Raw genomic sequence first — 23,545 nt, 5'->3', positions numbered from 1 at the left:
CTGAGGAGGCCTCAAAACGGTGTCATCCGCATCCGCGCCCGCGGTGTGACCACCAGCAAAAGGATCAGCGCAATCAGGGAACAGGTCATCATCGCCGCCACCATCGGCAGGGGCGTTCCGTCAAAGAACGGCCCTGCGGCGGCGGTCATGATCCCACCCGCAACCATCTGTAACGTGCCGCCCAATGAGGAGGCCAGCCCGGCAATCTCGCCATGATCGTCCAGAGACGCAACCATGGCGGTTGGGATGACCAGGCCGACAAAGGCAAAGGTGGCGACAAGCCCGGCCACCATGACCCAAAACGTGCCAAAGCCCGCAAGCACCAGTGCAAACAGCGCCAGCATCGAGGCGGCATAGCCAAACACGCCGAGGCTGATGATCTTCAACGCCCCATGTTTGCGCATCAGCCCCGGTGCGATCTGTGACGCGCCGATAAATCCCATGGCATTGACCGTAAAGGCCAGGGAGAACTGCGCCGGTGTCAGGCCGAAGCTCTGGGTGTAGACAAAAGACGCCGAGGCGATAAAGACGAAAAATGCCGACATCGAAAACGCGCCAATAAAGGTCAGCCCCAAAAACACCGGATCGTGAAACAGCGTCCGGGCTCCGCGCGCCATCGCGCTCAGACTGACCTTGACGCGCTTGTCTTTCGGCAAGGTTTCCGGTTGCAACAGGGCTGTGATGACAAAGGCCACGACCCCGGCCACCGCCATCGCCGCAAAGACGCCGCGCCACCCGGTCAACAGGATCAAGCCAGAACCCGCGAGGGGCGCAAACATTGGTGAGACCGAAAACACTAGCATCACCAAGGACATCAGCCGTGTCGCTTCATAGCCGCGATATTGATCGCGAATGATCGCGCGGGTCACCACCATAAGCGAGGCCGCGCCCGCCCCCTGAATCATCCGCGCGGTGATCAGCGCCGCAATCGTCGGCGCAAGCGTGGCCGCAACAGACCCCGCAATGAACAAAGTCAGCCCGATATAGATCGGCACTTTGCGCCCGGCTTGGTCGGCCAAGGGGCCATAGATCAACTGCGACAGACCAAAGGCCATGAAATAAAACGAAATCGTGCCCTGCGTCGTACCGACACTGGCACGAAGATCCGCCGCAATCGTCGGAAGCGCGGGCAGGAACATGTCGATGGCAAAAGGCCCAACGGCAGAAAGAAGGCCCAAAACAAGGGCGCTTTTGAACAGCGGAGACATGGGGAAACCTTCATTCGGGAGGGTGTGGGCGCTGTGTGAGAGCGGCTGCGGGTCAAAATGGGAGAAACTGGCCTGAGCCACCGGTGAGTTTCGGGCGCTTTGCCCCTCTGGTCAATCTGCGAAACTGTCGGTAAGCCTGTTGAAAAATGTAGAATAAGGGACCCAAACATGATGGACTTTGCAACCTTGATGCCCTTCGCCCTGTTGATCGCGGCCATTGGCGCGTTTGCCGGTATCTTGGCCGGGCTTTTGGGCGTCGGCGGCGGCATCGTCTTGGTCCCGGCGTTTTATTACGCTTTTGCGGGCCTCGGCTATGGCTCGCCACAGTTGATGCAAATCTGTCTGGCGACCTCATTGGCCACCATCATTGTCACCTCGATCCGCTCGGTGCTGTCGCATCACAAAAAGGGCGCGGTGGACTGGTCGATCCTCAAAAGTTTCGCCCCCGGCATCGTCATCGGCGCCGTGGTGGGCGTTTTGGTCGCCTCAAGCCTGCGCACTGTCACGCTTCAGATGATTTTTGGCGGCGTCGCCGTGTTCATCGGCCTCTATATGGCCTTTGGCAATGCCGCATGGCGGTTGGGCTCTGAGATGCCCAAAGGCCTCATGCGGGGGGTCATTTCGCCGCTGATCGGGTTCTTGTCGGTGCTGATGGGCATTGGCGGCGGGTCTTTTGGCGTGCCAACGATGACGCTTTACGGCGTGTCGATCCATCGCGCCGTTGCCACCGCCGCAGGCTTTGGTGCGATCATCGCCATCCCCTCGGTCATCGGCTTTCTCTTTGTCGATATCCCGGCTGAGGTGACACCGCCTTTCACCATCGGTGCCGTGAACATCGCGGCCTTTCTGGTGGTGATCTCAATGACGCTCATCACAGCACCTTTGGGGGCGAAAATCGCCCATGCGATGGACCCGAAACCGCTTAAACGGGTGTTTGGTGGTTTCCTGATCCTCGTTGCACTCAATATGCTGCGCAAGGCGATGATGGGTTGAGTATTTGGACTGCCATGAAGACGGGTTTCATTGCAGTCCAAATACTCTCTAAAATCAGGTAATCTGAAAAATCAGGTAATCTGACGTTTCAGCCGCGCGGCCCGGCCACCACGGCGCGTGGTCGGGGCAGGGGTGCGGTTCGGCAAATCCGCCATGATCTCCTGCCGCACCTCAGGCGTCATCCGCGACCAAGCGCCGATTTCCTCGATCGAGCGCGCGCAGCCAAGGCACAGCCGCGTGTCTGGGTGGATTTGACAGACCTTGGTGCAAGGGCTCTCGATCTCGTCACGGTGCCAAATCTCGTCGGTCATCGCAGCCTCACAAATGCCCAAGCCGGTCCAACGCACCCTGAAGGATCACGCCAGCGGCGACTTGGTCGATTTTTTCGGCCCGTTTGGCGCGCGACATATCGGCCTCCAACATGGCGCGGTCTGCGGCCACGGACGAGAGGCGTTCGTCCCAAAAGGTGATCGGATATTCGGTCAGCTGCGCCAGATTGCGGGCAAAGGCGCGGGTCTTTTGACAGCGCGGGCCTTCGGAGCCATCCATATTGCGCGGCAGGCCCAAAACGATGCCGCCGACCTCGCGTTCTTTGAACAGGATCAAAAGCGCTTCGGCATCCAGAGTGAATTTTTTGCGCCGGATCGTGGTGGTCGGTGAGGCGACCGAGCGCAACCGATCCGAGATCGCCACGCCGATGGTTTTGTCGCCAAAATCCAACCCCGCCAAAGGGGCCATCACGGGCAGGGTGGCGGCGAATTCGGCCATGTCATCAGTGATCAGCGCGCTCATTCGACGAAACCCGCGCGTTCAGCCCCGCCGCGCACCACGGCCAGTTTGTCCGGGTCGGCGCCAAAGATCACCTGCGCCTCGCCCCAGATCGCTTTGGCCCGTTCGGTGTCGCCCAGCATCGCCAGCGAGGAAATCAGCCGCGCCCATTCTTCCGGCGTACCACCCTCATTGGCCAGACGTGCAGACAGGCCTTCGACCATGCCGCGGATCATCTCCTGGCGCTCGTCCGGCGTCATGTCGGCGGCGTTTTCCATGTCTTCTGCCGAGGGGCCTTTCAACCCATCGTTGGCGGGCGGCAGGGTGTAGCGGATGCCCGCAGCCTGGGCCACGGCTTCGATTTGCTCGCGAATGAGCGGCTGCCAAGGATCGGTCGGCTCAGAGCGTGTCAAAAGCGGTTGCCAGAGACGAAAAGTCATATCCGGACGGTCATTTTGGGCAAACATCAGACCGGAGAAAAACACGGCGATGCCATTGTTTGGATCGCGTTTGAGTGCGCTGGACAGGGCCGTTTCGGCCTCTGGCGACACAAACCCGCCCGCGGCCAAGATCATCATGTTGGCCATTTGCGCATAGTCTTCGGCGGTGGCGTCCTCACCCTTGATGCGGATCACCTCGTTTTGCGCCCGATAGGCGTTGCGGAAATTGCCGATATTGGCTTCGTTGCGGGCCAAAAGAATATGCCCATCAAGCTCGTCCGGGCGCGATTGCAACGCCGCGCGCAATTTGATCACAAGATCAACCAACTGCTGGTCCGCTTGTTGGGCCATCGGCGTGGCCGGAACTTTGGCTTCGGCTTCGTCCTGGCTCATCCGTGTGGCGCGGATCTCGTCGGCCAAGGCGATGCGATGTGTGAGTGGCAGATCTTCATAGTTCGGTGCACCGAGGTCATTGTAAAGCCAGACCCCGCCGCCCAAAAGGGCAACGGCCAAAACGATGGCGCCCCAAAGCGTGCCTTTGGGCGCACCGGCTTTGCCGCCTTGATGTTCTTTGTCGGCCTCAAGCATCCGGCGCGACACTTCGGTGCGGGCGCGTTTGGCGTCCTCCTTTGAGAGCACCCCACGTGCCAGATCGCGCTCCACCTCTTTGAGTTGGTCACGGTAGACTTTCATTTCGATCTCGGCGGTCGAGGTGCTTTGCGCCCCCATTCCACGCCCACGGCGCAGCACAAGAGCGATGGGGGCGATAGACAAAAGGGCTATGGCGAAGGCAATGATCCAAAAGGTCATGTCAGGGTCCATGTAAGGCAGATGTGATGCACAGCTTTACCCGTCTGCTGCCTGTCGTGAAACCCCCAATGACGCAGGTGTGACCGGATGGCTCAGGAGACGTCCTGATCCTGCGGCGGCTGCGACGTAAGATACTGAATAGGTCGCGTCATCACGGGGACATAACAGAAAACCCACATCACCAAAATCCGACATTCGATGTGCCTCTGATCATTGCTCCACAGCGGGTGTTCGCCGTTTTTGCAAATGAGTCTAAACATTCGCCCTTGACCCCGGACCGCTCCCGGCTCAGGTATATGTCCGACAGAAACGCACAACTTCTGAAATGGAGGCCCTACAATGGCATTCGAACTTCCCGATCTTCCTTACGCCCATGACGCTCTGGCCGATCTCGGCATGTCCAAAGAGACGCTTGAGTATCACCATGACATGCACCACAACGCCTATGTGACCACTGGCAACACGCTGGTTGCGGGCACCGAATGGGAAGGCAAATCTGTCGAAGAGATCATCAAAGGCACTTACGATGCCTCTGCTGTGGCCCAATCCGGCATCTTCAACAACGCCTCCCAGCACTGGAACCACAGCCAATTTTGGGACATGATGGGTCCGGGCGAGAAAAAAATGCCGGGCGAGCTTGAAAAAGCGCTGGTTGAGGCATTTGGCTCGGTTGACGAGTTCAAAAAACAATTCTCTGCCGCGGGCGCAGGTCAGTTCGGCTCCGGCTGGGCCTGGCTGGTCAAAGACACCGACGGTGCCCTCAAAGTCACCAAGACCGAAAACGGCGTGAACCCGCTTTGTTTCGGTCAAACCGCTTTGCTCGGCTGTGACGTGTGGGAGCATTCCTACTACATCGACTTCCGCAACAAACGCCCGGTCTACCTGTCGAACTTCCTCGACAAACTGGTCAACTGGGAAAACGTTGCCTCCCGGATGTGATCGGCGCATGTGATCTTTGCGATCATCATGGATTTGAAAGGGCGTCCCTCGGGGCGTCCTTTTGCGTTTGGCGGGATTGCCTTTGGGGCGGTGGACAGGCACGGCGCAGTTTGTCACATAGGCTCAATATGACGAAGGAGCGCATGACATGACCCCATTGCCAAACGCATGGACCCTTGATCCCGACACGCTGGCCGAGGCCGTGGCGCTGCGCCATGAGTTGCATCGCTGTCCCGAGGTCTCCGGGGCCGAGCATGAGACCGCCAAACGGATCGCGTCACGGATGCGCACATTCGGGGCGGAGGTGGCCACCGGGCTTGGCGGCACAGGCGTGGCGGCGGTGTTTGGCGCGGGCGACAGAACGCTGATGATCCGGGCTGAACTGGACGCTTTGCCAATCTTGGAGGCCGAAGGGCCGGAGCATCGCTCAGAGGTCGACGGCGTCGGGCATCTGTGTGGTCATGACGGCCATATGGCGATCTTGTTTGCGGTCGCATCCGCGCTGTCGCGTCACGCTCCGGCCACACGCGTGGTGCTGTTGTTCCAACCCGCCGAGGAAACCGGAGCGGGCGCGCGGGCGGTTTTGGACGATCCCAAATTTGCCGCTTTGAGGCCGGATATGGCGATTGCGTTGCACAATCTGCCAAAGCTGCCTTTGGGCGCTGTGGCGTTGCAAGAGGGTCCGGTGGCCTGTGCCTCCAAAGGGCTGCATGTCGCGTTCACTGGCCAAACCTCCCATGCCGCACGACCCGAAAATGGCCGCTCTCCGGGGCTGGCTTTGGCGCGGCTGATCCCGGCGCTTGCGGCCCTGTCACGCGATGTGCCGACAGAAGACCCGCGCTTTCGTCTTGCCACCGTGACCCATGCCCGGCTTGGCGTGCCGTCTTTTGGCATCAGCCCCGGCGAGGCGGAATTACAGGTCACGCTGCGCACATTGCTCAATGCGGAGATGGAGGCCTTGGAAGCCGAGGCGCGCGGCTTGATTGCGACGATGGGTGCTGAGTTCGCCCCGGTGATCACCGTGCATGACCCGTTCAGCCACTCGGTCAACGCGCCCGCCGCCACCGCGCTTTTAGAGAGTGCCACGCAGGGCTTGCCACGTGTCAAAGGCGCAATCCCGATGCGCCCGTCTGAGGATTTCGGCCTGTTCGGGACAGAAATCCCCGCCGCCATGTTGTTTCTGGGCTCGGGCACCGATCACCCCGAATTGCACAACCCGGATTTCGATTTCCCCGATGCTCTGATCCCGATCGGGGCAGAGATTTTCTTGCGGGGGATTGCGGTTTTTTCTGCCTCAAAAACAGACAAAATGTCCTGAATTCTGGAAATCCCCGTCTTTTTCCACTGAAAGCGTCGCCAGCGCCGTGAAAAAATCACGCGTTCGTGATAGTGGTTTTCTATTGAAAACGGATCAGGTTTAGAAGGGGTTTATTATGAAGGGGCTTGGACTGCTGCCTGTCGCAGGGCTGATGTTTGCGTTTTTGAGCGGATGTGAAACCATAAAGGATGAGTTTGGCGTCTCCGAAGGCTTTGTCTCGCGCCAAGCGGATCGGTTCTTTGTCGCCAAGGATCAGTACCAACGTGCGGACAGGTATCTTTTGGCGACACTTTTGATTGCGCCACTCGCATTGGACACGGTGCAGGATGAAACCGATGCGGATACGACATTGTTGCGGTTGAACGCGCTCTATGGGACGCTCGCAGATCTTTATGCGGCGATTGGTGAGTGTCAGACCAGTACCGCCGATTCATCGACACGCTGTGCGCGTAAGGAGCTGGAGGCAGGTCAGGAATTCCACAAAAAGGCAATCCCAAAAGATGGCTATTCTTTTGAAACACTAAGCTACGAGGTCCAAAGCGATCTGTATTTCCTCGGAAAATCGGCACTGATCAATTTGGATCTCGACGATAAGGTCAAGGATATTGCCGATCTTAATCCGACGGCGCTTGTGTCCTTGTACAAAGAACTCGATAGCTATGTGCCTGTGTTGCGTCGGGGGGCTGCCACCTATCGAGACGGGATCGTGATCTACACCGATGCTGTTTTTTACGAGACGTGTCAAACGTCGCCAAATGGCGTGGGCTGCAAAGCCTATGATGACCGCTATGCCACTCAGAAGCAGCTTGATGTCCTTGAGGAGGAGGACAGCACAAGAGGGCTGACGCGGGCTTTGAAACAGGCGCAAGATCAATCCAAAACTGTCGGCTGGAGCCTGAACAAAAGACAGGCCCTCGCCGTGATTGCGCATGTCGATGTGGCTTGTGAGCGTGCAGCAAAAATTTCGAGTGACGCGAATGAGGATGCTAAAACGTGTTTTAAAACAGACAACGGGCGAGATCGGTTTCTTACCGCGCTAGATGGCCGATGGCCTCCCGCAGCGCAATAAGCCCTGTGCTGGACGTAAACCTGACGCAGGTTGCGGAGAATTCGCTGCCCCCTGTGCGGATTTAGAGCGTTGCCATCGCGCCAAATCCACGCTCTTTGAGGCCCATGACCGACACCCAAAAAGGCCTCGTTGCCCTGATCCTCGCACAGACCCTTTGGGGCCTGTCACCCCTCTATTACAAAGCGGTGGCGGATGTGCCCGCCTTTGAAGTGCTGGCGCATCGCACGCTTTGGACCTGTGTGTTGTTTGGCGGCTATTTGGCCTATCAGGGCCGTTTGCACGAACTGTTGACCCTGATGCGGGGGCCAAAGCTGCGCTACGTGATCCCGGCCTCGCTTTTGGTGTCGGTGAACTGGGGTCTGTTCATCTATGCGATCCAATCCGGGCAGGCGCTTGAGGCCTCGTTTGGCTATTACGTCTTTCCGCTGGTCGCCACATTGATCGGCATGCTGGCCTTTCGCGAGAGGCTGCGCGGGTTACAAGTCCCGGCGATCCTTTTGGCGGCGCTGGCCGTGCTCGTCTTGGGGATCGGGCTTGGGGCTTTGCCGTGGTTGGCGCTGTCCTTGGCGATCACCTTTGCCAGCTATGGCGCGATCAAGAAATCCCTTGATGCCGGGCCGATCCTGTCGGTGACGGGCGAGGTGGTGCTTTTGGTGCCCATCGCCTTGGCCTATTTGATCGGCGCGGAACTGTTCGGCTGGGGCGGCAGTGTGGCGCAACCGGCGGGGGCGTTTGGCCAGTCCCTGTCCGACAGTCTGCTGTTGATCGCGGCCGGATTGGCCACCGGCGTGCCTTTGATCTTTTTCGCCACAGCCGCGCGGCGTTTGCCGATGACGGTGGTCGGCATGGGGCAATATTGGAACTCCACGATCCAATTCGGACTGGCCGTTTTGATCTTTGGCGAACCCTTCACCCATTGGCACGCCATCGCCATGCCGCTGATCTGGACCGCTCTGGCACTGTATTCGGTGCAAGCGATCCGGGCGGAGTCGGCGGCGCGCAAGCTGCGGCGGGCGGGGTGAGGGGGACGCATTGGCTTTGGCCGATGCGCGGTTTGTTCACTGAACGATGATCTCGGACAGAAGCGCCCGTTCCATGCGCTGGAAAAAGGCGGACAGCTCTTGGTCCATCCCCGCCCAATCCATCTGAGCCGCGTCAAGAGCCGGGGCAGGGTGACCCGCCGCCACCACCACATCCAGACGATAGCGCGTGGGCGGGTGGGTGCTGTCGATCCGGCGTAGCGACATCATGGCCTCCGCATTGAGGGCATTGGCTTTTTCAGGGATGGGGTCCGCTATGGCGCGGGCCATTTTGTCAAAGACCGCGATGTGTTTTGAGCCATCAAAATAGGTCTGTGTGAGCGCATCTTCGGCCAAGGGCGAGAGAATGAGCTTTCGCAACAATTCGGTTTTGGCAGCAGTCCCTGCCACCGATGCGGCCGCAAGATCGGCCAAATATTCGGCCCTTTGACTGTCGGCAAACATCAGGGTTTCAAACCCGCGCGACAGGGCCGCAATCGCAGTGCCACACAGAAAGCCAAACACCTGATCGATCAGACCACGGTCTTCAAAATAGAAGCGGCTGTTGGTTGCCCCATCTATGAGCATGGGCGGGTGAGAGAGATCCTGCCAGCGCGCCAACGTGCCAAGGGCGGCATAGCTCAGCCGCCCCCGCGCCGGATCATGGTTGATCAAATGCCCGATTTCATGGGCAAGCAGAGCCACGCGTTCCGCGTGCTCAAGCGCCAGCCAAAGCGGCGCGCCGATGCCTAATATCCGCTCCGTCTTGCTATATTCGGCCATATAGGCGTTCACTTCAGCAAGGACATGAACGCCGTCGATCCTGGGTGCATTCATCTGTGCACAGATGTCATCAAGCACACCGAACACCTTTGGCGCATCGGGGCGTCGCAGTGTGGCTTTCGTGTTTTTATGCTTTGGCGTGCGTAAATAGTAACCGACAGCCACAAGCAGAACGCCCGCGCCAATCGCCACGACAGTCTCGTGGTGAACCGCGATAAGCGCGAGACCCAAAGCGGCCACGCAAAAGGGGGTGCTGACAATCAACAGCGACAGAAGCATCACACTGCGCCGAAGTTTGCCGGGGCCCATGGTGCAGCCTATGCTGCGGTCCATTCTGCGGCCCGTGCTGCGATCCTGTGAGACGTCTTTTAAAACGGCGTCCCGAATGGCTTGGCCAAAGCGATGGTTCAATTGGTCACGATAGGTCACGGAAATGCTCAGGTTGCCCCGCCTCACTTGGAAATGCGCTCTGCTACGGTATCTATTTGATTTGAATTGGGTTTGTCATTGGAAAATTCTGCGCGCAAAAGGTCAAGCACACTCTGAGAGTCTGTCACTCCGGCCTAAAGCGTTGCGCCTTTAACCCGCGATTCAGGTTTATGGCGTGACGCTTTAGCCAAGTGCCTGCACCGCCTCACCCCACGCGTGTCGGCGCGGGCGAAGGCCTCCGGCAGCCGGAGGACGCGGATGATGACCCACCTCCGTTTCATCGCGCTCTTGCAGCCCCGTACCAGAGAAAAGCAAACCGGCGGGACAGGGCGAGTTGAGAGGGTGATCTGGCTGCGGATCGGGTCTATGCTGACGGCACAATGTCGCGTGTCACGAGCGAAAAAACCGCAGCAGACTGATGCCCGCATCCGTGAGATCAGCGAGGCGCGCCAGAATGTGTTCCGGTGCGAGGCCGGATGTTTGCCCCTCCGCCATAGAAATTCTTTCAACAAGTCGCATCAGGCGGCGTCGGTGAATGCCAAGCCGCGCTTGGATTGGGTCGGCGATGCACCCGGCGAAGGTGGTCACAAGGGAGGCGGTCATGGCCAAGGCCACCCCCGTCAGGACGACGAACCAGATCGGCAAGCTCAGGGGAAAGACCCCGTACCAAAGGCTTCCCAATCCTGATCCAAGTGGGAAATGCGCGACGGCTGAGGCATGCGCGACATATTCCGACACTTTCGGGGTCAGCGAGGTCACACCCGGCGTGGCCGTCCCAAAGAGCAGCAGCCCGGCCAAGAGGACAAACAACGACGTTGTGATCTCGGCAACGGCAGAGCGGACGCCGGTATACTCGGTGATCAACCTGCGGCTGTGTGGCGTCAGAGTGGCGCCCTCAAGCAGGTCGGTGGCGATGTCCGCCTCAATCGCGCGCGCCACGGAGGTTTTGAGGAAAATCTGCCGCGCCTTCAGCCAAGCCTCCAAACGGCTAAACCCCGCAAGACGTGAGGCGACCGCCGCCAATCCGACCAACAAGAACACCGGAGCAAGGGCCACGTTGATGGGCGCACGCAACAGATCCCACCCGAATGCGACGCGGTGTAGCCGGAGGGTCGCGGCCAAGTGGAAATGGCTGCGCACAAAGGCATCGACCCTCTCCTGTATGACCTGCGCGGTGTTTTCTAAAGGCTGTTGCATGGAGGCCATTCGTTGCGGGTGTTCCACTGTTCATCACAGTATCTCCCAGATTGCGCGGGACTGGAAGGGTGGGCGAACGGAAATGCCCGCACCTTTACGTGTGCGCCTCATTTACGTGTGCGCCCCACAATACGCGTGTGCCTCATGAGGCACTGAGAGGCATTAAGAGGCATTGAAAATGCCGATAAACGCGTTTGAACTGGACAGGGATTCTGAACAGGTTTCGGCCCGCAGGATATGGACCCGGCCATCAGCGGGGTCTTTTGCGCGTCGCCACCGACGTACACGAGTCTTTCGCACACGGGTCTTTCACGCACGGGTCTTTGGACGTCGCGAACCGAACGATTTTTTGGATGTCGCGTTGCTCACGTCCTGCAACCTCTTTGATCTGAACGCTGCATCCAGAGCCACAGACGCCAAACCAGTCTCTTCATCGCTGTGAGCCCCGAGCTGCGCAACCCGCCAGGGATGGGCTCTACCCCTCGTAGACAGCCTTATCCCCGAACTGCCCTCAATGCCGCAACCAACTCTTCCACCGTCTCGACCGTTTCAAAATAGCTTGATGTCGATATCGGTGCGAAGCCTTCTTCGATGATGTGTTCGATCAGGCCTTCAAGCGGCTTCCAATAGCCATCCGTGGACAGAAGAAAGATCGGTTTGTCATGCAGGCCGATTTGTTTCCAGGTCAGCACTTCGAAAAATTCGTCCAAAGATCCCGCGCCGCCGGGCAGGACGACGATGGCGTCCGAGTTCATGAACATGACCTTTTTGCGCTCATGCATGTTTTCGGTGATCACGAAAGTGGTCAAATCACGTTTGCCAACCTCTTTGGGCAAAAGATGCGTCGGGATCACGCCAAAGGTTGACGCCCCGGCACTCTGCGCCGCGCGCGCCACCGCGCCCATCAATCCGACATCGCCCGCACCATAGACCAAACGCCAGCCTTCATCGGCCAAAGCGCGGCCAAAGGCGGTGGCGGCGGCTTCATAGTTGGGCGCGCCGCCCGCGCGAGAGCCGCAATAGACACAGACGGAAAAGAGCGAGGTTGTTGAGGAGGCGGCGGTTGTCATGACGCGTGCTTTCTAAAGCGTTTCCAGAAACATCTGAGGCCGGTTTGATAGGAAACGCTGTGGGACATGTCAGCCTCGTGAGGGGTGCGCCGAAAGCCCGTGAGGAAGGGCATTCCTTGAAACGCTTAAAAAGGAAGTCTTTGACCCTTGTTAGCCCCCTTGCTAGGCTGTCTCAACCCTTGTCAAAAGCAATGTGGTGGTGCTTTGGTCGCGCGGTCATACTGACCGGGCCAAACTCTGCTTGGCGTGTTGGGCGTGGGAGATGGGGATGAAGGACACAATGGGCAAAACGCAGGGATGGATGACGCCCGTCGCCACAGTGGTGGCGATCGGGTTGGTGGCGGGGATCGGGTACACATTATATGTGGCCTATCCCGGCGGCGATGCGCCGAGCGCGCCGGCCGCGTTGACCTCTGAGATCGGGGTCTCTGAGGGTGGAACAGGGATGGAGGCGGCGAACACGGTCGCGCCTGCAAACCCCGCAAACCAGGCGCCAACGGGCCAAGAGACCGCGCCCGCAGGCGTGGTACAGAGCTATCCGGCCTTTGATCTTGTGCGCATTCCCCCCGATGGCTTGGCCACGGTGGCCGGACGCGCCGAGGCGGGGGCTGAGGTGGCGATCTTGGTCGATGGTCAAGAAGTGGCACGCACATCGGCCAATGGGCGCGGCGAATTTGTCGCCTTGTTCGATCTGGCCGGGAGCGATAGCCCGCGCGAAATGCGCCTGCGCAGCGCGGCGAATGCGGACACACCAGACAGCAGCGAAAGCGTGTTGGACAGCGCCGAAAGTGTGATCATCGCACCCTTTGCCGCCGTGCCGGACCTTGATGTCAGCACCGAGAGCGCCGCTGTGGCGGTGGATGGCGTCACGGCGGAAACGGGCGTGGCGCAAAACGAACCGGGGGATGTGGCCGCAGCCTCCGCCACGGGGGGTGCCGTGGCGACGTCGATTTTGCGGACCGCCGAGTCTGGGGCGGCTGTTGAGACCGCTGAACCGGGGGAACAGTCACAGACCGATCCCACACCAGAAACCACTGCAGAAAGCACAGAAGAAAACACAGCAGAAAACGCAAGTACCCCACCAGTTGCGCCCCCGGTTGCGCCCACAGTGATGATCGCGACCGATGAGGGCGTCAAAGTGTTGCAACAGCCGGGCACCGAGGCGGGAGCCTTGCGCATTGATGCGGTGACTTACGATCCCGAGGGGCGGGTGTTTGTGTCTGGGCGTGGCGCGCCGGGGCAGAGTGTGCGGCTCTATCTCATGGAGGCGCTCAAGGCCGAATCTTTGATTGGCGCGGATGGGCAATGGCGGCAGGAACTGAGCGATGTGGCACCGGGGCGCTACACGTTGCGCGCCGATCAGGTGGACGCAACGGGCCGGGTCAGTCAACGCGCCGAAATCCCGTTCCATCGTGAAGATGTGGCGGTTTTGGCGGGGACGTCCGCAGGGGATGCGGCGGCACCGATTGGGCAGACGAGCGCGCCCCTTGAAGCCCCACACCCCAAACCGACCCAAGCCGCAACTCCAACCCCGGCCCCAACCCCGACCCCGGTCAAACGCATCATGTCTGTGACCGTTCAGCCCGGCAATACGCTTTGGGGGATTGCCTCGGCAACCTATGGCAATGGGGTGATGTATGTGCGGGTGTTTGATGCCAACAAAAGCCAAATTCGTGATGCTGATTTGATCTATCCGGGGCAGATTTTCGTTTTACCTGAGTGATCCGATCTCTTGCGATACCTAAGGCACAGCAGGCTGTGCGGCATCGGGGCTTGTGCCCGGTGGAGGTCTGCGCGATTGTGTTGCTCGCTTTGAAACACGCCACCGAAAGGCAGCCCATATGCGCGGCAATCGTCCGATGACCACCACCGAAGGCCCGAAAAATGGATGGGCGGTGATCCACGCCGTGATTCCGTATTTTTGGCCCAACGAGGGTCCAAAAGCCGAGGTGCGTGCCACCAAAATCCGGGTGATCATTGCCTTGGTGTTTTTGATGGCGGCGAAAATCGTCACCGTCGGCACGCCCGTGTTGTACAAAGCCGCCGTCGATGCTTTGGCCGGGGATGCCAAATCGGCGGCCTGGATGTTGGGCATGGGGGCGGTTGGACTGACCGTCGCCTATGGCATGGCGCGGCTGATGTCGAACGGGTTCAACCAGTTGCGCGATGTGGTCTTTGCCCCCGTGGCGCAATCGGCGCTGCGCAAATTGGCGCTTGAGACCTTCAATCACATTCACGCCCTCTCCATGCGCTATCACATTGCCCGCAAAACCGGGGGGCTTAGCCGGATCATCGAACGCGGCACCAAGGGCGTGGCGTTTTTGCTGCGCTTTCTGGTGTTCAGTATCGGGCCTTTGGCGATTGAACTTGCGATGATTTTGGTGGTCGTCTCCTTTGCCTTTGGTGCATCCTATATGGCCGTTTTGGCCGGGACGATCCTCGCCTATGTGGTCTTTACCTTTAAGGTCACGGAATGGCGGGTGAAGCTGCGCAAAGAGATGAACGACCAGGACACCGACGCCAATCAAAAGGCGATCGACAGTCTTTTGAACTTTGAAACGGTGAAATATTTCGGCGCCGAACAACGCGAAGCCGCGCGCTATGACAAAGCCATGGAAGCCTATGAAACGGCAGCCGTCAAAACCGCCTATTCGTTGGGATTCCTCAACTTTGGCCAAAGCTTTTTGATCACCGCGGGGCTTGTGATCGTGATGGTCATGGCCGCGCTTGGGGTTGAAAACGGCACGATGACCGTGGGCGATTTCGTCATGGTCAACGCCTATATGGTGCAGATCACCATGCCGCTGAATTTCCTTGGTACGGTGTATCGTGAAATCCGTCAGGGGCTTGTCGATATGGAGGCGATGTTTGATCTGTTGCATCAACCCGCTGAAATCCTTGACGCGCCCAATGCGCCCGCTCTTCAGGTGGCGGGTGGGGCTGTGCTGCTCAAAGAGGTTGAATTTCATTATGACCCGGCCCGTCCGATCCTCAAAGGCGTGGATATTGTCGTGCCCGCCGGGCGCTCTTTGGCCATCGTTGGCCCGTCCGGGTCGGGCAAATCCACCATCGGGCGGTTGCTGTTTCGGTTTTACGAGGTCACCGGCGGATCGCTTCAGATCGACGGTCAGGACATCCGCGATGTGACCCAAAACAGCCTGCATGCCGCCATCGGCGTGGTGCCGCAGGACACCGTGCTGTTCAACGACACGATCCGCTATAACATCGGCTATGGCCGCGATGGCGCAAACTATGACGAGATCGTCAAAGCTGCGCAAAAGGCCCGGATACATGATTTCATCATCGGCCTGCCGGACGGGTACGAGACCCAGGTGGGCGAACGCGGGCTGAAACTGTCGGGCGGGGAAAAACAGCGGGTGGGGATTGCCCGCACGCTGCTCAAAGACCCGCCGATCCTGTTGCTCGATGAAGCGACCTCGGCGCTCGACACCCAGACCGAGCGCGATATTTTGGACGCGCTCAAAGCGGCGGGCGAAGGCCGCACCGTGATCACCATCGCGCACCGGCTCTCAACCGTGGCCGATGCCGATGAAATCGTGGTCCTGGAACAGGGGCAGGTGGTCGAGCGCGGCACCCATGAGGGGCTGTTGAACGCCCATGGCAAATACGCGGCGATGTGGGCCGCACAGGCCGAAGACCGCGACGAGGCGGCGGCGTGATCTGAGTATTTGGACCACGGTAAAGGCCCAGGAAAGGCCCTGGTCAAAATATTTCCTGCCAGAGTGATCCACGGCCAAGGCGCACGCGTAACCATTTGGAACGCGGAGAGAAAATGACCTCAATTTGGTGGATCAGGCGAGATTTTCGCCTCTATGACAACCCGGGCTTGGTGGCGGCTGCGGCCTCGGGCGCGGTTGTGCCTGTGTTTGTCTTTGATGACACGGTGGCGGATTTGGGTGCGGCACCAAAATGGCGGATGGGGCTTGGGTTGGCGCATCTGATTGCCCGGATTGAGGCCTTGGGCGGGCGGGTGATCCTGCGCTCTGGCCCGGCCTCTGAGGTGCTTTTGGGGCTGGCCAAAGAGGTCGGGGCCGAGGGCGTCTATTGGAACCGTTTGTATGACAAAGCGGCGATTGCGCGCGACACGGCTGTCAAATCGGCATTGAAAACCGCGGGGATCAAGGCGCAATCCTCAAACAGTCATCTGTGTTTTGAGCCTTGGACGGTGGAGACCAAAACCGGCGGCTATTACAAGGTCTACACGCCGTTCTGGAAGACGGTGCGCGAGCGCGCTGTGGCCGATCTTTTGCCTGCACCGGATGTGGCATGGCCTCAGGAGTGGCCCGCGAGTGAGGCGCTGGTCGATTGGCAAATGGGGGCCGGGATGCAGCGCGGGGCCGAGGTGGTTTTGCCCCATTGTCAGATTGGCGAAGCGGCGGCTTTGGCACGGCTTGATGCGTTTATCGAGCACCATGTCGAGGCCTATAAGGCCAAACGCGATTTTCCGGCGGAGCCGGTGTGTTCGGGCCTGTCCGAGAACCTGACCTATGGCGAAATATCACCGCGACGCATTTGGCATGCGGGCTGGCGCGCGATGGAGGCGGGGGCGGCAGGTGCAGAGCATTTCCTGAAAGAACTGGTCTGGCGCGAGTTTGCATATCATCTGTTGTATCACGAACCGGATTTGGCCCATCGCAATCACCGAGAGGGCTGGGATGGGTTTGACTGGCGCGGCGAGAGCGACGATGCCGAGGCGTGGCGGCGCGGGCGCACCGGGGTGCGGTTTGTCGATGCCGCGATGCGCGAAATGTATGTCACGGGGGTGATGCACAACCGGGCACGGATGATTGTGGCGTCGTTTTTGACCAAACATTTGCTGACCGATTGGCGGATTGGACGGGCTTGGTTTGAGGACTGTCTGATGGATTGGGACCCGGCGGCCAATGCGATGGGATGGCAATGGGTGGCCGGATGTGGCCCGGATGCTGCGCCCTATTTTCGGGTGTTTAACCCGGACGGTCAGGCGGAGAAATTTGATACCGATGGGGCCTATCTGCGGGCGTGGATTGCCGAGGGAGAGGTGCGTCCGAGTGCGACCGCTGTGTCTTATTTCGCGGCGGTGCCCAAGAGCTGGCGCCTCTCGCCCAAAGACACATACCCCGACCCAATCATTGGGTTGAAAGAGGGGCGCGAGCGGGCCCTTGCCGCGTATCAGCGGCTCAAAACGTGACGAAACGTGAATTTATGCTATATTCAAGGATCGAAACCGGGCGAAATATCCCGTCAGATCCGCAATCCAAGACCACCAATAGACGACCCAGATAGACGACCCAGAGGGATAAACGGAGGCCAAGATGCTTGATCAAACCACCCGGCCAGCACTGGCCAAAGAGGTGTTGACCTCGACTGAGGGGCAGGGCAACCTGCCGCGATATTTCACTCAAGTGTTTGATGTTGCGGCAAATATGTCGCGCGGACGGTTGGATTTTGTTATGCCGGACGGGCGGGTGTTTCGCGCCGAAGGCCGCAGGACGGGACCCGTGGCCGAGATTCATGTCCACTCGGACGATGTCTTTGCCCGGCTCATCCGCGAAGGCGATCTTGGGTTTTGCGAGGATTACCTTGATCAGGGCTGGAGCACGCCGGATTTGATGGCGTTCATGGACCTGATCCATGCCGACAATGATGATCTTTACGACGGGTTTCCGGGCATGGCCTTTGTGCGGGCCTATGAGCGGATGCGCCATTGGCTGAACACCAATTCCAAACGTCAGGCCAGGAAAAATATCTCTTATCACTATGATCTGGGCAATGAATTTTACGGGCTTTGGCTTGATGACACGATGACCTATTCCTCGGCCCTGTTTGAGGAGGGGCAACAAAGCCTTGAGGCCGCGCAAATCGCCAAATACGCCTCGATGGTGGATGAAATGGGCGTGAAGCCGGGCGATCATGTTTTGGAGATTGGCTGTGGCTGGGGCGGGTTTGCCGAATATGCGGCGGGGCAACGGGGGCTCAAAGTCACCGGGCTGACGATTTCCGAGGAACAATTTAAATTTGCCGCCGCGAGACTCCAAAAGGCCGGTCTGTCGGATCGGGTGCAGCTCAAACTTCAGGACTACCGTGACGAGCGCGCGCAATATGATGGCATTGCTTCGATTGAGATGTTCGAGGCGGTGGGCGAAAAATATTGGCCAACCTATTTCGACACGCTGCGCAACTGTTTGAAACCGGCGGGCAATGCCACGCTGCAAATCATCACGCTGCAAGATCGTCGGTTTGAGGTTTACCGATCTTCCGTTGATTTCATTCAAAAATACATCTTTCCGGGGGGCATGTTGCCCAGCCCCACGGTGCTGCGCGACCACATCGCCAAATCCGGGCTTGAGTTTGTGAAATCCAAGGAATTTGGCGAAAGCTACAGCATCACATTGCGGCGCTGGCATGAGGTGTTTAACGCCAAATGGGATCAGATCGAAGCGCTGGGGTTTGATGATCGGTTCCGCCGGATGTGGAATTTTTATCTCGCCTCTTGCGCTGCGACCTTTCACAGTGGAAATTGCGACGTAACGCAGATTACGATGACCAAGCCATCGTGACCTCCTTGCGCTCACAATTCCAAAGCAGGTGCCTATGCCCACAGCCGCAAAACTTGTTTCTTCGATCTGGTTTGCCCTTTTGGCATGGTTCGCGGCGGAATTGGTCAAAAACCATCTGCCCGATGGCACGCAGGTGGGATTCATGTCCTATATCAGTGGCGGATTTGGGCTTTTGACCGGCTGGATGTTTATGGGCCGTCGCGCGGGCGACACGATGCGCGCGGCCTATGGCTATGGCCTGTCCTCGTCAATCATCCTGTCGTTTTGGAGCGTGTTCTATTTCGCCTTTGAAACCATGATACACCGCTCCATGTCGCATCGCTATCACGGTCCGGGGGATGCGCTGGTGTCAATGGTCGGCTTGATGGGCGACTACGGTCTCTATCTGATCAAACCGGATGTGTTGATCATTCTCATTGTTGGCGGGCTTTTTGGCGGTTGGATCACGGAAAAGGCGGTGCGAAAATGGGCGTGACTTATCCCCTCATGGACCCGATGCCGCCGCAGTATAACGCCCTTTCAGACCGCTACAGCCCAGAGCAAATCACCTATCTGTATGAGGTGATCCACGGTGAGGAGCCCTATCTCACCGAGGCATTTTTGCGCGCAGCCGCCGAGGAGGTGGTGCTGTATATCGGGCAAAAACCGGCGGGTGAGCTGCGCGCGCTGCGCATGATGATCCTGATCCGGGCTTGGGCGCGCTTAAGGGCCCGCCGTGGCACACGCCCCCGCGCCGGGGATCGCCGCGACATGACGCGCCATGATGTCACCGAAACCAACCGCCAGATCCCTTACAGTTTCTTTTTTGCCGTGGATGAGACCCATCTGACCCACACACGGTTTGACGGGGCCACCTCCGGCGAAATGCGTCGTGCGGCGTTTTTGATGGCGGATGCGGTGACGGTTTTGCCCTATGATCCGCTGCGAGACCGGGTCTTGGTGATCGAACAATTCCGTTTTGGTCCCTATGCGCGCGGCGATGCGCGGCCATGGATGTTGGAACCCATTGCAGGGCGGGTGGATGCGGGCGAGACGGCGGAAAACACCGCACGGCGCGAGGCGGAGGAAGAGGCCCGCGTCACCCTCAAGGCGCTGCATAAAATCGCCGAATATTACCCCTCAAGCGGCGGGATCACCGAATATGTGTTGTCCTATATCGGCATTGCCGATCTGCCCGAGGATGTGACGGGGGTCGGCGGTCTTGAGAGCGAACATGAAGACATCGCCTCCACCCTGATCAGCTTTGATCGGTTGATGCAGATGTGTGACGCGGGTCAATTGGACGTCGGGCCGCTCTATATGTCGGCGCTGTGGCTGGCCCGGCACCGCGATCGTCTGCGCGCCGAGGCCGGGGTTTAAAGTCCAAGCGTCACTTGGATTTCGGCTGCATCCAGAGCCAGATCAACGCCCCACCCGCCAAGGTCAAAAGCGGGATCATCGCAAGGTTGACGGCGGTCCAGCCGTCCTGCGCCGAGCCGCCGGAACAGTTCATCAACCCGCCTGAGGCCAAGGAGGCCACGGTCACGCCGCCAAAGACCAAAAGGTCGTTGAGGCCCTGAATCCGGCCACGTTCAGAGGGCTCATGCGAAGAGGACAACATCGCCGTGGCACCGATGAAGCCAAAGTTCCAACCGACCCCCAAAAGCACCAAAGCGACAAAGAAATTCTCGATATCGACGCCCATCATGCCGACGATCCCGGCGGTGCCAAGGATCACAAGCCCGGTGGCCATGATCCGTTCGACACCAAATTTCGAGATCAGAAACCCGGTGAAAAACGACGGCAAGAACATCGCCACAACATGGGCCGAGACCACATCGGCGGCGGTGTTTTGTTCAAAGCCACAGCCGACCACGGCCAGCGGCGTGGAGGTCATCACCAAATTCATCAAAGCATAGGACACCATGGCGACGATGATCGCCACCAAGACCCGAGGTTCACGCAACAGCTCGCGCCGGGAGCGCCCGACAACATGGCCATGCACGGAGACGGGCGGTTTCGGGATGCGCAGGAACAGGAACAGGACAGAGCCGATGACGTTGATCGCGATCACCGCCAGATAGGTGCCAAGGAAGGGCACCACCATCGCCTGAGAGGTGAGTTTGACCAATTGCGGGCCGATGAGGGCCGAGGCCAATCCGCCCGCGAGCACATAGGAGATGGCTTTGGGTTTGAACGCATCATCGGCGGTGTCGGTGGCGGCAAAGCGGAAAAACCCTTGGGACGATTGATAAATCCCGGTGAACAGGCCGCCGACCACAAAGAGCCAAAAGTTTTGCTGCAACAGCGCCATAGCGCCAATGGAGGCGCCAATCGCGCCGGAACCGGTGCCAATCCAAAACCCCGCACGGCGGCCATAGCGCTGCATTGCCGCTGACAAAGGCGTCGCCGCCAACATCGAGCCCAAGACAATCGCGGAGATCGGCAGGGTGGCAAAACACAGGTTTTTGGCCAAAGATTGCCCGGCCAGCCCGCCAATGATGAAGATCATCGACATCTGCGCGCCCAAAAACGCCTGTGCCATCACAAGGATGTACACGTTGCGACGAGCGCGGGCGGGATCGGAGGTCATGACGTGTTCTGGCATGGCGTGCTCGGGCATGGGGGACTCTTGCGGATCTGTGAATATGTCGGACCGGGTGTAACGGGCGCGGGCCCGGTTGGAAAGCCGCGAGTTTCAAGGGGTCGCTTTGCGATTTTGACCTAAGCTCTGCGTGGGCTTGGGTCAGGCGTCCTCAATCAGCGCGATCAATCAGATGCAGGAAGGACCCGGACACCGCATCGTTGATCAGGCCTTGCGATCCAAGATCGGCGTTTTCGGCGTCGCGAACTGTAAAAAGCGGCTGGCCCGTGGCCTTGATCGTGCTGGCGTAATGAAATTCATGCGCCATCCATGGCCCTGGGAACGGCCCGGACGCGGCCACCGCGTGACGATAGCCCAGATGCAATTTGCGTGTGGCAAAGGAGGTCTCAAGCGCCAAAAGCCCGGCCATTTTGTGCCGCACCCCGTCCGCGTCGATCAAGCCGTCGCCCAAGACCATATAGCCACCGCATTCGCCGTACACCTTACGCCGCGCCGCCGCTTCGCGCAGGCCTTGCAGGAACACATGCGAGGCGGCGAGGCGTCCGGCGTGGAGTTCCGGGTAGCCGCCGGGCAAATACACCAGATCGCAGGGCGGCGGGGCCTCATTGGCCAGCGGCGAAAAGAAACGGATCTCTGCGCCCTGATCGCGCCAATCGGTCAACAGATGCGGATAGGCAAAGGCAAAGGCTTGATCGCGGGCCACGGCGATGCTTTGCGCCGGGGGCGGTGTGCGTGGGCTGTGCTCCGTGCGTGTGATCGGAGCTGCCAATGCCAGGATCGCGTCCACGTCCAAAGCCGCCTCAACCGCATCGGCGGCGGCATTTAAAAAGGCCTCCAAATCCGGGTGCTCCCCGGCCTGAACCAGACCAAGGTGACGATCCGGGTGGGTCAATGCCGCTGACCGGGGCAGGGCGCCGAACACCGGAATGCCAGACGGGGCCAAGGCGCGCAGCAGCATGGTTTTATGGCGCTCGGACCCGACCTTGTTGAGGATCACCCCCGCCACATGCACGCTTGGATCATGGGCGACAAACCCGGCCACGAGAGGCGCAACAGATCCGGCCATGCGCGACGCATCGACCACGAGGATCACAGGGATATTGAACAGGCGGGCGAGATCGGCGCATGCGCCTTTGCCCTCGGGCGGCGCACCATCGAACAGGCCCATTGCGCCTTCGATGATCAGGGTGTCATCGTCTTTGTCACCACCCGCCAAGGCGCGCAACCGATCCGGCCCCATCGCCCAGGCATCCAAATTCGGACAGGGCGCACCACAAGCGGCCGCGTGAAAGCGCGGATCAATGTAATCGGGACCGGATTTCGCGCCGCGCACAGTGACACCGCGCCGCGAAAGCGCGCGCAAAAGGCCAAGGGTCAGCGTGGTTTTGCCAGAACCGGAACTGGGCGCGGCGATCAAAAGCCCGCGCGTCATCACCGTTCCTCGGCGGGTTTGCCACGGCCCAGCGGATCAAGATTGCGTGGGGCTTCGCCACGGGCCAAAGCCTGCCAATCAAGCACCTGTCGCATCAACACCGAGCGCCCGATACAGATGATCGCGGGCGGTTCCATGTGGTTGGCGGCAATGTCATCGACCATCGCGCCCAAAGTGGTTTCCAACACCTGTTGATTGGGCGTTGTGGCTTGGGACACCACAGCGACAGGTTCATCCCTTGGGCGGCCCGCGTCCAACAGACCCTTTTGGATCGTGGGCGCATGTTTCATCCCCATATAGATCACCAACACGCCGGAGGCACGGTTTAGCGCGTCCCAATCCAGAGTGTCCGGCGTTTCACCGCGCTGATCATGGCCAGTCACAAAGGTCACCGATTGGTTGACGTCGCGGTGCGTCACCGGGATGCCGGCATAGGCAAGGCCCCCGATCCCCGCCGAAATCCCCGGCACGATGCGCACATTGACGCCATGTTGGATGAGGGTCTGCGCCTCTTCGCCGCCGCGGCCAAAGACAAAAGGATCGCCCCCTTTCAGGCGCAACACCCGTTTGCCCGCACGGGCCAAATCGACCAGTTGCAGCGAAATATCGGCCTGTTTTGCCGAAGGTTTGCCGCCACGCTTTCCGGCGTAAATCTGTTCGGCATCGGGACGCGCCCACTCAAGGATCAAGGGCGACACCAGCGCGTCATAGACGATCGCATCCGCCTGTCTGAGCGCGTTGATCGCATGTAACGTCATCAGCCCCGGATCACCGGGACCGGCACCACAAAGCCAAACCCATCCGGGTTCAAGGGTGGGCCATGTGCCACCGGGAAGCGTCAGCGCGGAGTCGGTCAAGATGGATTCGGTCATGTCGGATTTATGACGGGTGAGACGGGGTTTGACAAAGCGTTTCAACCCGTGGCC

Annotated in this window: 21 protein-coding genes; 11 read left to right on the top strand and 10 right to left on the bottom strand. The window is 59.5% G+C overall.

Features of this window, described 5'->3' with window-relative positions; genetic code table 11:
* Positions 1–11 precede the first annotated feature (11 nt).
* Positions 12–1,208 carry a multidrug effflux MFS transporter gene (locus BLT54_RS00325; RefSeq protein ID WP_074639966.1) on the bottom strand — a complete coding sequence of 399 codons (1,197 nt, stop codon included), beginning with the start codon at positions 1,206–1,208 and terminating at the stop codon, positions 12–14.
* A 168-nt stretch (positions 1,209–1,376) separates the two neighbouring features.
* Between BLT54_RS00325 and BLT54_RS00320 the strand changes: the two genes are divergently transcribed.
* Complete coding sequence (locus BLT54_RS00320) at positions 1,377–2,201, top strand: sulfite exporter TauE/SafE family protein (RefSeq protein ID WP_074639964.1); 825 nt, start codon at positions 1,377–1,379, stop codon at positions 2,199–2,201.
* Between the two features lie 71 nt (positions 2,202–2,272).
* Here BLT54_RS00320 and BLT54_RS00315 read toward each other — a convergent pair whose 3' ends face one another.
* From BLT54_RS00315 to ccmI, 3 genes are read right to left on the bottom strand one after another with little or no spacing between them, the layout of a single operon-like run.
* Positions 2,273–2,512 carry a DUF1289 domain-containing protein gene (locus BLT54_RS00315; protein WP_074639962.1) on the bottom strand — a complete coding sequence of 80 codons (240 nt, stop codon included), beginning with the start codon at positions 2,510–2,512 and terminating at the stop codon, positions 2,273–2,275.
* Between the two features lie 7 nt (positions 2,513–2,519).
* A complete protein-coding gene (gene ruvX, locus BLT54_RS00310) occupies positions 2,520–2,993 on the bottom strand; it encodes a Holliday junction resolvase RuvX (RefSeq protein ID WP_425429320.1) in 474 nt (157 codons plus the stop codon).
* Positions 2,990–4,219, bottom strand: coding sequence for a c-type cytochrome biogenesis protein CcmI (ccmI, locus tag BLT54_RS00305; RefSeq protein ID WP_074639960.1), 1,230 nt, complete (start codon positions 4,217–4,219; stop codon positions 2,990–2,992). The genes ruvX and ccmI overlap by 4 nt, the downstream gene beginning before the upstream one ends.
* Positions 4,220–4,558: 339 nt before the next feature.
* Between ccmI and BLT54_RS00300 the strand changes: the two genes are divergently transcribed.
* The 4 genes from BLT54_RS00300 (at position 4,559) to rarD (ending at position 8,567) form a co-directional block, all read left to right on the top strand.
* A complete protein-coding gene (locus BLT54_RS00300) occupies positions 4,559–5,158 on the top strand; it encodes a superoxide dismutase (RefSeq protein WP_074639958.1) in 600 nt (199 codons plus the stop codon).
* A 148-nt stretch (positions 5,159–5,306) separates the two neighbouring features.
* Positions 5,307–6,476, top strand: a complete 1,170-nt coding sequence (locus BLT54_RS00295; protein ID WP_074639955.1) for an amidohydrolase — start codon at positions 5,307–5,309, stop codon at positions 6,474–6,476.
* A 115-nt stretch (positions 6,477–6,591) separates the two neighbouring features.
* Complete coding sequence (locus BLT54_RS00290) at positions 6,592–7,545, top strand: hypothetical protein (RefSeq protein ID WP_074639953.1); 954 nt, start codon at positions 6,592–6,594, stop codon at positions 7,543–7,545.
* A 104-nt stretch (positions 7,546–7,649) separates the two neighbouring features.
* The gene (rarD, locus tag BLT54_RS00285; RefSeq protein ID WP_074639951.1) at positions 7,650–8,567 is read left to right on the top strand and encodes an EamA family transporter RarD; all 918 of its coding nucleotides are present in this window, start codon (positions 7,650–7,652) and stop codon (positions 8,565–8,567) included.
* A gap of 36 nt (positions 8,568–8,603) precedes the next feature.
* On the opposite strand, the gene BLT54_RS00280 is transcribed toward rarD, so the two are convergent.
* From BLT54_RS00280 to BLT54_RS00270, 3 genes are all read right to left on the bottom strand, one after another.
* Positions 8,604–9,776, bottom strand: coding sequence for a M48 family metallopeptidase (locus BLT54_RS00280; RefSeq protein ID WP_143026698.1), 1,173 nt, complete (start codon positions 9,774–9,776; stop codon positions 8,604–8,606).
* 390 nt (positions 9,777–10,166) lie between these two features.
* Entirely contained in the window at positions 10,167–10,973 is an 807-nt protein-coding gene (locus BLT54_RS00275; protein WP_074641312.1) for a DUF6635 family protein, read from the bottom strand.
* 494 nt (positions 10,974–11,467) lie between these two features.
* A complete protein-coding gene (locus tag BLT54_RS00270; protein WP_074639947.1) occupies positions 11,468–12,043 on the bottom strand; it encodes an LOG family protein in 576 nt (191 codons plus the stop codon).
* Positions 12,044–12,311: 268 nt separating this feature from the next.
* On the opposite strand from BLT54_RS00270, the gene BLT54_RS00265 reads away from it, so the two are divergent.
* From BLT54_RS00265 to BLT54_RS00240, 6 genes are all read left to right on the top strand, one after another.
* Positions 12,312–13,766 (top strand): LysM peptidoglycan-binding domain-containing protein, encoded by a 1,455-nt coding sequence (locus BLT54_RS00265; RefSeq protein ID WP_176832793.1) that lies wholly within the window; start codon positions 12,312–12,314, stop codon positions 13,764–13,766.
* A gap of 118 nt (positions 13,767–13,884) precedes the next feature.
* Positions 13,885–15,723 carry an ABCB family ABC transporter ATP-binding protein/permease gene (locus BLT54_RS00260; RefSeq protein ID WP_074639943.1) on the top strand — a complete coding sequence of 613 codons (1,839 nt, stop codon included), beginning with the start codon at positions 13,885–13,887 and terminating at the stop codon, positions 15,721–15,723.
* Positions 15,724–15,836: 113 nt separating this feature from the next.
* Positions 15,837–17,234 (top strand): cryptochrome/photolyase family protein, encoded by a 1,398-nt coding sequence (locus BLT54_RS00255; RefSeq protein ID WP_074639941.1) that lies wholly within the window; start codon positions 15,837–15,839, stop codon positions 17,232–17,234.
* A gap of 124 nt (positions 17,235–17,358) precedes the next feature.
* The gene (locus tag BLT54_RS00250; RefSeq protein ID WP_074639939.1) at positions 17,359–18,603 is read left to right on the top strand and encodes an SAM-dependent methyltransferase; all 1,245 of its coding nucleotides are present in this window, start codon (positions 17,359–17,361) and stop codon (positions 18,601–18,603) included.
* Between the two features lie 34 nt (positions 18,604–18,637).
* Entirely contained in the window at positions 18,638–19,078 is a 441-nt protein-coding gene (locus BLT54_RS00245) for a TrgA family protein (RefSeq protein WP_074639937.1), read from the top strand.
* On the top strand, positions 19,075–19,962 hold the full coding sequence (locus tag BLT54_RS00240) for an NUDIX domain-containing protein (protein WP_218129359.1): 888 nt from the start codon (positions 19,075–19,077) through the stop codon (positions 19,960–19,962). The genes BLT54_RS00245 and BLT54_RS00240 overlap by 4 nt, the downstream gene beginning before the upstream one ends.
* A gap of 10 nt (positions 19,963–19,972) precedes the next feature.
* Here the strand turns inward: BLT54_RS00240 and BLT54_RS00235 are convergent, their stop codons facing one another.
* The 3 genes from BLT54_RS00235 to cobA all read right to left on the bottom strand — a co-directional run bounded on the left by BLT54_RS00235 (position 19,973) and on the right by cobA (position 23,491).
* Positions 19,973–21,205, bottom strand: a complete 1,233-nt coding sequence (locus BLT54_RS00235; RefSeq protein ID WP_176832792.1) for an MFS transporter — start codon at positions 21,203–21,205, stop codon at positions 19,973–19,975.
* A gap of 133 nt (positions 21,206–21,338) precedes the next feature.
* Positions 21,339–22,619, bottom strand: coding sequence for a cobyrinic acid a,c-diamide synthase CobB (locus BLT54_RS00230; RefSeq protein WP_074639933.1), 1,281 nt, complete (start codon positions 22,617–22,619; stop codon positions 21,339–21,341).
* A complete protein-coding gene (gene cobA, locus BLT54_RS00225; RefSeq protein ID WP_074641307.1) occupies positions 22,619–23,491 on the bottom strand; it encodes a uroporphyrinogen-III C-methyltransferase in 873 nt (290 codons plus the stop codon). Before cobA ends, BLT54_RS00230 begins: the two co-directional genes overlap by 1 nt.
* Positions 23,492–23,545: the final 54 nt, after the last annotated feature.

It is taken from the genome of Celeribacter baekdonensis, from assembly GCF_900102315.1.
Lineage (GTDB): Bacteria > Pseudomonadota > Alphaproteobacteria > Rhodobacterales > Rhodobacteraceae > Celeribacter > Celeribacter baekdonensis.
The sequence above is the reverse complement of the archived record's forward strand: the minus strand, read 5'-3'. Positions and strand labels throughout refer to the sequence as shown.

Excerpts from the sequence above, each read along its gene's own strand:
- BLT54_RS00325 (WP_074639966.1), bottom strand. The coding sequence starts at position 1,208 with ATGTCTCCGCTGTTCAAAAGCGCCCTTGTTTTGGGCCTTCTTTCTGCC.
- BLT54_RS00255 (WP_074639941.1), top strand. The coding sequence starts at position 15,837 with ATGACCTCAATTTGGTGGATCAGGCGAGATTTTCGCCTCTATGACAAC.
- ccmI (WP_074639960.1), bottom strand. The coding sequence starts at position 4,219 with ATGACCTTTTGGATCATTGCCTTCGCCATAGCCCTTTTGTCTATCGCC.
- BLT54_RS00300 (WP_074639958.1), top strand. The coding sequence starts at position 4,559 with ATGGCATTCGAACTTCCCGATCTTCCTTACGCCCATGACGCTCTGGCC.
- BLT54_RS00260 (WP_074639943.1), top strand. The coding sequence starts at position 13,885 with ATGCGCGGCAATCGTCCGATGACCACCACCGAAGGCCCGAAAAATGGA.
- cobA (WP_074641307.1), bottom strand. The coding sequence starts at position 23,491 with ATGACCGAATCCATCTTGACCGACTCCGCGCTGACGCTTCCCGGTGGC.
- BLT54_RS00265 (WP_176832793.1), top strand. The coding sequence starts at position 12,312 with ATGAAGGACACAATGGGCAAAACGCAGGGATGGATGACGCCCGTCGCC.
- BLT54_RS00270 (WP_074639947.1), bottom strand. The coding sequence starts at position 12,043 with ATGACAACCGCCGCCTCCTCAACAACCTCGCTCTTTTCCGTCTGTGTC.
- BLT54_RS00250 (WP_074639939.1), top strand. The coding sequence starts at position 17,359 with ATGCTTGATCAAACCACCCGGCCAGCACTGGCCAAAGAGGTGTTGACC.
- BLT54_RS00230 (WP_074639933.1), bottom strand. The coding sequence starts at position 22,619 with ATGACGCGCGGGCTTTTGATCGCCGCGCCCAGTTCCGGTTCTGGCAAA.
- BLT54_RS00295 (WP_074639955.1), top strand. The coding sequence starts at position 5,307 with ATGACCCCATTGCCAAACGCATGGACCCTTGATCCCGACACGCTGGCC.
- BLT54_RS00245 (WP_074639937.1), top strand. The coding sequence starts at position 18,638 with ATGCCCACAGCCGCAAAACTTGTTTCTTCGATCTGGTTTGCCCTTTTG.
- BLT54_RS00290 (WP_074639953.1), top strand. The coding sequence starts at position 6,592 with ATGAAGGGGCTTGGACTGCTGCCTGTCGCAGGGCTGATGTTTGCGTTT.
- rarD (WP_074639951.1), top strand. The coding sequence starts at position 7,650 with ATGACCGACACCCAAAAAGGCCTCGTTGCCCTGATCCTCGCACAGACC.
- BLT54_RS00235 (WP_176832792.1), bottom strand. The coding sequence starts at position 21,205 with ATGCCCGAGCACGCCATGCCAGAACACGTCATGACCTCCGATCCCGCC.
- BLT54_RS00315 (WP_074639962.1), bottom strand. The coding sequence starts at position 2,512 with ATGACCGACGAGATTTGGCACCGTGACGAGATCGAGAGCCCTTGCACC.
- ruvX (WP_425429320.1), bottom strand. The coding sequence starts at position 2,993 with ATGAGCGCGCTGATCACTGATGACATGGCCGAATTCGCCGCCACCCTG.
- BLT54_RS00275 (WP_074641312.1), bottom strand. The coding sequence starts at position 10,973 with ATGCAACAGCCTTTAGAAAACACCGCGCAGGTCATACAGGAGAGGGTC.
- BLT54_RS00320 (WP_074639964.1), top strand. The coding sequence starts at position 1,377 with ATGATGGACTTTGCAACCTTGATGCCCTTCGCCCTGTTGATCGCGGCC.